The 6927-nt window shown below is 57.0% G+C and carries 5 protein-coding genes; 4 read left to right on the top strand and 1 reads right to left on the bottom strand.

Going from position 1 to position 6927, the window contains the following annotated elements:
• Positions 1 to 102: 102 nt before the first annotated feature.
• Both uca and atzF read left to right on the top strand, forming a co-directional pair.
• Positions 103 to 3702 carry an urea carboxylase gene (uca, locus tag SPV1_RS12145; protein ID WP_009851516.1) on the top strand — a complete coding sequence of 1200 codons (3600 nt, stop codon included), beginning with the start codon at positions 103 to 105 and terminating at the stop codon, positions 3700 to 3702.
• Complete coding sequence (gene atzF, locus SPV1_RS12140) at positions 3699 to 5033, top strand: allophanate hydrolase (protein ID WP_009851515.1); 1335 nt, start codon at positions 3699 to 3701, stop codon at positions 5031 to 5033. The genes uca and atzF overlap by 4 nt, the downstream gene beginning before the upstream one ends.
• 53 nt (positions 5034 to 5086) lie before the next feature.
• On the opposite strand, the gene SPV1_RS12135 is transcribed toward atzF, so the two are convergent.
• Positions 5087 to 5491, bottom strand: a complete 405-nt coding sequence (locus tag SPV1_RS12135) for an allophanate hydrolase-related protein (RefSeq protein WP_009851514.1) — start codon at positions 5489 to 5491, stop codon at positions 5087 to 5089.
• Positions 5492 to 5790: 299 nt separating this feature from the next.
• On the opposite strand from SPV1_RS12135, the gene SPV1_RS12130 reads away from it, so the two are divergent.
• Together SPV1_RS12130 and SPV1_RS12125 are read left to right on the top strand one after the other, a co-directional pair.
• The gene (locus SPV1_RS12130; RefSeq protein WP_009851513.1) at positions 5791 to 6495 is read left to right on the top strand and encodes a phosphatase PAP2 family protein; all 705 of its coding nucleotides are present in this window, start codon (positions 5791 to 5793) and stop codon (positions 6493 to 6495) included.
• Positions 6485 to 6925, top strand: a complete 441-nt coding sequence (locus SPV1_RS12125; RefSeq protein WP_009851512.1) for a DNA polymerase III subunit chi — start codon at positions 6485 to 6487, stop codon at positions 6923 to 6925. Before SPV1_RS12130 ends, SPV1_RS12125 begins: the two co-directional genes overlap by 11 nt.
• Positions 6926 to 6927 lie beyond the last annotated feature (2 nt).

Raw genomic sequence — 6927 nt, 5'->3', positions numbered from 1 at the left:
TGCCGCTTCGCAGTAATCAAACCTATGGCCCGGGCGGGACGACCGACGGAGCCCCGTTGCTACCCGGGACGACCCGCAGAATAAATTTCGTGGGAGTTTCACATGTTCAGTAAAGTCCTGATTGCAAATCGCGCAGCCATAGCCTGCCGGATCGGACGCACACTCAATCAGATGGGTATTGAATCCGTCGGCCTGTATACCCGGGCCGATTCAACCTCTCGCCATGTTGCCATGCTGGATGAGGCGATCTGCATCGGTGAGAGCAGTGCCTCTGATACATATTTGAATATCGATAAGGTCATTCAGGCAGCACTGGATACAGGTGCACAAGCCATCCATCCGGGCTATGGTTTTTTAAGCGAGAATGTCGCCTTTGCCGAAGCCTGTGAGAAAAACGGTATCCGCTTTGTCGGGCCGACTCCTGAACAGCTGAGCTGTTTCGGTCTGAAGCATACGGCAAGGCAGATTGCCAAAGAGCAGCAGGTGCCGTTATTGCCCGGTACGGAGTTGCTGCTGGATCTCGATGAGGCGGTAGCGGCGGCGGAATCAATCGGTTATCCGGTGATGCTGAAAAGTACGGCAGGCGGCGGCGGAATCGGTATGCAGCTGTGCTGGAAAGCGGAGGATCTGGTCAGTGCCTTCGAGTCGGTAAAGCGGCTGGGGCGCAGCAACTTCAGCAACGACGGCGTATTCCTGGAAAAATATATAGAACATGCACGCCATATCGAGGTACAGATTTTCGGTGACGGCAAGGGTTTCGTAACAGCGCTGGGAGAACGGGATTGCTCGACGCAGCGGCGTAACCAGAAGGTGCTGGAGGAGAGTCCGGCACCCAATATCAGCGATGCTGTGCGTGCAGCGATGATGGACACGGCGGTCCGTCTCGGCGAAGCGGTAGAATACCGCTCGGCCGGCACAGTTGAATTTATTTACGATCCCAACAGCGAATCATTCTACTTTCTTGAGGTCAATACACGCCTGCAGGTGGAGCACGGTGTTACCGAAGAGGTGACAGGTGTGGATCTGGTCGAGTGGATGATACGGCTGGCAGCCGGTGAATCGGCGTTTATCAGGGATTACCGGCATGCGCCCGTGGGCCACGCCATCCAGGCGCGTATTTACGCCGAGGATCCGGGCAAGGAGTTCCGCCCTTCAGCCGGTATGATTAATCATGTGGTGCTGCCCGGGAAGACCCGATTCGATACCTGGATTGCCGCCGGAGTCGAGGTGCCGCCCTATTATGATCCGATGCTGGGCAAGCTGATCGTCAAGGCGGCATCGCGCGAGGAGGCTGTAGAGCACCTGTCCGCAGCCCTGCACCACACCGCAATTGCCGGGGTTGAAACCAATCTGAACTACCTCAGGCAGGTGGTCGTGGATGACCAGTTCATCGAAGGCCGGGCCTATACCCGTTATCTCAACAGTTTTGTTTATGAAGAACACTCCATTGAGGTGCTCAATGCAGGTACGCAGTCGATGCTGCAGGATTACCCGGGACGACTCGGTTACTGGGATGTTGGCGTGCCACCTTCCGGACCGATAGATAATTATGCCTTCAGGCTTGGAACCCGCCTGCTGGGTAACGATGAGAATGCGGCGGGGCTGGAGATTACCGTTTCCGGTCCTACCCTGAAGTTCAATGCCGATTCGGTGTTTGCCCTGACCGGAGCCCGGATGAAAGCAACGCTGAACGGGGCAGCTGTACCATTCTGGCAGGCTGTTGCAGTCAAGGCGGGGGACGTACTGAAAATCGGGGCAGTAGAGGATGCCGGGCAGCGCAGTTATCTCTGTGTGGCGCATGGCTTTCAGGTGCCGGATTATCTGGGCAGCAAGTCGACCTTTACGCTCGGCGGTTTCGGTGGCCATTGCGGCAGGGCGCTGAGGGTGGGGGACAAACTGCATATCAAGCCGGCTCTGCCTGCGGGTGATGAACCGGCACTGCCTGCCGCTCTGATTCCGGGGCAGGATGAACATCTTCATATCCGTGTGCTCTATGGACCGCACGGGGCGCCTGACTTCTTTACCGATGCCGACATCGAGATGTTTTTCGCCACCGACTGGGAGGTACACTACAACTCCAGCCGTACCGGCGTTCGTCTGGTCGGCCCGAGACCTGCATGGGCAAGAAGCGATGGCGGCGAGGCTGGCCTTCACCCATCGAACATTCACGACAATGCCTATGCCGTGGGTACGATTGACTTTACCGGCGACATGCCGATTATCCTCGGTCCGGACGGGCCCAGTCTCGGTGGCTTCGTCTGTCCTGCCACCATCATCAAGGCCGATCTGTGGAAGATGGGGCAGCTCAAGCCTGGCGACAGGGTGCGATTTATTGCTGTTGATGAGGCTACGGCCGTAGTGCTTGAAAAAGAGCAGCTGGCTCAGATCGAGCATCTGCAACCTGTTTCATCACTCTGGCAGCCGCTCGAAGAGCCGGGTACGCCGGTTTTGAGGCGGGTTGAGGGGGAAGGGGACCGCGTTGCCGTAACCTATCGTCAGGCCGGTGATGACAATATTCTGGTTGAATTCGGTGAGGCAAAACTGGATCTGGAGCTACGCTTTCGCGCTCATGCCCTGATGCAGTGGATACGGATGCGCAATGTCGAGGGGATTATCGACCTGACTCCCGGCATCCGTTCACTGCAGATCCATTTCGATAATCTGCGCCTGCCGAGGGAAAAGCTGCTGGCATTATTGCAGCAGGCAGAAGTCGAACAGACCGATATTGAAAATCTGGAACTGCCGTCACGCATTGTTCATCTGCCGCTATCCTGGGATGATGAGCAGACTCGACTGGCTATTGAGAAGTATATGCAGTCGGTGCGCAAGGATGCGCCGTGGTGCCCGAGCAATATCGAGTTTATCCGTCGTATCAACGGTCTGGACAGTATTGACGAGGTTAAGCGCATCGTTTTTGATGCCAGTTATCTGGTGCTGGGACTGGGGGATGTCTATCTGGGGGCGCCCGTGGCGACGCCGCTTGATCCGCGCCATCGGCTGGTGACGACCAAATACAATCCGGCCCGGACCTGGACGCCGGAGAATGCCGTCGGTATCGGCGGCTCTTATATGTGTGTTTATGGCATGGAGGGACCGGGTGGTTACCAGTTTGTCGGGCGTACAACCCAGGTTTGGAACACCTACCGGCAAACGGACGCCTTCATCGAACAAAAGCCATGGCTGTTGCGTTTCTTTGACCAAATCCGCTTTTATCCGGTGACACATGAAGAGCTGATGCAGATGCGCGAGGATTTTCCGCTCGGTCTCTGCCAGCTCAAAATTGAGCCGACGAGCTTCAGCCTGAAACAGTACAAGGCATTTCTGCAGGAGAATGATGCAGGTATCCGCAGCTTCAAACAGCGTCAGCAGCAGGCATTCGATGAGGAGCGCGCGCGCTGGGAGGCCAGCGGGCAGTCGAATTATGCCAGTGTTACGGCAGAAGAGGAGAAGCCGGCTGAGCAGCTGAGTCTGCAATCAGGGGAAGAGGCTGCAGCCAGCCCGGTACACGGTAATATCTGGAAGGTCGTGGTGGAAGAGGGGCAGGAAGTAGAGGAGGGGGATACGCTGATTATCGTCGAATCAATGAAGATGGAAGTACCTGTCCCGGCGCCCTGCAGCGGCACGGTGAGCCGGGTTCTGGTCAACAGCGGTCTGGTAGCGGCCGGGCAGAGCCTGATTGTTATTGCCGGGGAGGCATCATGATTGACCTCTCTATAGCCAGCCTGCTCTCCCGCTACCGTCGTGGTGAGATAACGCCTGCATCGGTGATGGCTGAAATCCGCAGGCGTAGCGAAGCGTGCCGGGGTGACAATATCTGGATTCACCCGCTCTCTGCTGACGAAGTGGAGCCCTGGCTGCAGCGGCTGGAAGGGCAGAGTCCGGATAGTCTGCCGCTTTACGGTATTCCATTTGCCATTAAGGATAATATCGATCTGGCCGGTATCCCTACCACGGCGGGCTGTCCCGAGTACGCCTATATCCCGAAAAATTCCTCGCTTGTGGTACAGCGGCTGCTTGATGCAGGTGCGATTCCGGTCGGCAAGAGCAATCTGGATCAGTTTGCTACCGGGCTGGTTGGAACGCGATCGCCCTTTGGCGCGACACGTAACAGCATGGATCCGACCTATATCTCCGGCGGCTCCAGCTCCGGTTCGGCCGTCTCAGTGGCCAAAGGTCTGGCTTCCTTTTCGCTGGGAACCGATACAGCCGGCTCCGGTCGGGTGCCGGCAGCCTTCAATAACCTGATCGGCATCAAGCCCACCAAGGGCTTACTCAGTACCAGTGGCGTCGTACCCGCATGTCGTTCGCTCGATTGCGTATCCATTTTTGCGCTGAACCTTAAGGATGGGGAAACGTTGTTGAAGATTACAGAAGGTTACGATGCCGCGGACGCTTACTCACGCAAAAATCCGGTGATTTCAGAGACCGTTGTTGATAGCGAAAGCTTTACGTTCGGTGTGCCGCAAGCTTCGACACTTGAATTCTTCGGCAACAGCCATGCCGAAGCCCTGTACTACCGGGCTGTAGAGAAACTGGAGGCCGACGGAGGCAAACGCGTCGATATCGATTTTGCTCCATTTCTTGAGACTGCCCGACTGCTCTATGAGGGTCCGTGGGTGGCCGAGCGCTATGTTGCTATCGAGGATTTCATCGAGACACATGCGGATGCGCTGTGGCCGGTCACGCGTGCGATTATCGAACCGGGCAGGGATATCGGGGCGGTCGATGCCTTCAAGGCGATGTACCGGCTTGAGGAGCTGAGGCAGGTTACGGCGGAGATTCTGGCTGCGGTGGATTGCGTGGTAACCCCGACAGCCGGCACTATCTATACTCTGGCCGAAGTTGAGGCCGATCCGATCCGTCTTAATTCAAATCTCGGTTACTATACCAATTTCATGAATCTGCTGGATCTGAGTGCTCTGGCTGTGCCGGCAGGTTTTCAGCCCGACGGTCTACCCTTCGGCATCACGTTGTTTGCACCGGCATTTCACGACAGGGCGCTACTCGCACTGGGTCGCAGAGTGCTGGAGTAATGGCGCAGGGATGAGAAAAGCCGGCACTTACGTATGCCGGCTTTCCAGGCTTGTCATTGCAGGGTGTTCAGATAGGTGCGCCAGCTTGCCATATGGGTAATCTCCGTGGCTCCCTGAATGCCGATTGGCTCGCAGAGAAAGCCCAGCGCGCTTTCTCCGCCTTGCAGGTATACGGTGCCCAGACATAGCGGCGACGGAATCAGCATGGCAAAAGCGCCGAGATTTGCTGAGGGGACCAGCCAGACCTCGACCTTGATGGCATGACCATCCTTCTCTCCCGTCCTGATCAGGCCCGGCCGTTTGGGCTCTCCTGCCAGAGCATAAAATCGGTAAACGGGAGCGGTTTCGGTGGCTGTTTCCAGCCTCGCCCCGAGGTTTGTGAGCTGACTGTTCAAGCCCATGCCACTCATATGTGCCCCGCATACAACCAGCCTGATCATCCGAGTTTCGTCCTGCATGACATGCGCCCCTGTATTTCCAAATAGTGTTGAGGTTAAAGCCTCTCTCGGGAGCATGCTTGAGGCACCAAACGATGGCAAGTCGCGGGTTTTCGGATCCATTCAAAGGCCGGAGATATGTGCGCAATCACTCTTTGCTGCCAGCCAAGCTGTTTTCTTGCAACGCGGGATGAAGCGATGGTGATGCCATTTTCGCTAGCGGGCACAGCAGTAGCATTTGCTTCTGCGTTGCATCGGCGGGGTGATTGATAGCCGGGTCTGTGTTGCCCTGCGTTCGACAGGCTTCTAGTCTCCACCCTATGCAAACTGCCAGCGATCCATATCCGTTGTTTCACATGATCAATAATGCTCATACGCCTGCCGGCGACCTCTTCTTCGGTGTGCTCAGCGGGCTGGGGGATGGTCTGGTCGTGGCACTGTTATGCTCGCTGCTCATGCTGTTTCGCCTGCGGCTGGGGATTGCCGCCCTGATTGCCTACCTGTTATCCGGCCTGATTACGCAGGTAATTAAACATATGTTTGATATGCCGCGTCCGCCTGCACTGCTGGAGCATGTACATGTATTGGGCTCAACGCTGACATCGCACAGCTTTCCATCCGGTCATGCGACCTCCGACGGAGTAATGCTGCTGGTGGCTTTTTTGCTCTGGTCGGTGAAATCGTGGCGCAGCTGGAGTGTGGGTGGGCTGTTCGTGCTGGCGGCTATCGGCAGAGTGTATGGCGGTGTTCATTTCCCGACCGATGTGATGACAGGCCTCGGCATCGGTGTAGTGACGATGTGGATACTGTGGCGCTGGTCGGGCTCCTGGCCCGTCGAACGCTGGCTGCAATCGCAGTGGGCCTGGAAGATTCCCGGTTTGATTGTGGCGGTGGAGGCGGCCGTGCTGGGGCTGGGCTACCATATGCAGCCGTCTACGGCTCAGCCGCTGGCCGTGGCGCTACCGGTGGCGGCGCTGATGGTGCTGATGCATGTGTGGAAGGAGCGGCTTGCCCATGAGCAGTGATATGCGCGTGCATTTTGAGTTGCTGGAAAATCCGGATCGGGTGGAAGGAATTGCCCGGCTGCTGCTCCGACGCAACCGTCTGACGCCATCCTTGCTGGTGCTCTGTCCGGATCCCGGTTTTGCAGCCCAGTTGGATGAGCGCCTCTGGACGATCCATCCAGAATCCTTTCTGGCCCATGCCGTGGCCGGCAATGATACTGCACAGAATGCCCGGCAACCGATCCTGCTGGCGACCTCGATCATTCGTGATAACAATCCCGCGGTGCTTATTAATGGTGGACTGGAAGTGCCGCCTGATATATCCGGCTTTGCCCATCTGGTTGATTTCGTCGATGGCTGGGACGAAGGATTGAAACAGGCGGCACGCGAGCGTTTCCGCACCTATAGCCAGATGGGGCTCGACCCGAAATATCTGGGTAGCAAAACATGACC

It is taken from the genome of Mariprofundus ferrooxydans PV-1 (genome assembly GCF_000153765.1).
In the GTDB taxonomy this organism is placed as follows: Bacteria; Pseudomonadota; Zetaproteobacteria; order Mariprofundales; family Mariprofundaceae; genus Mariprofundus; species Mariprofundus ferrooxydans.
Note: the sequence above shows the minus strand (reverse complement) of the source record. Positions and strands in the feature narration are given on the sequence as shown.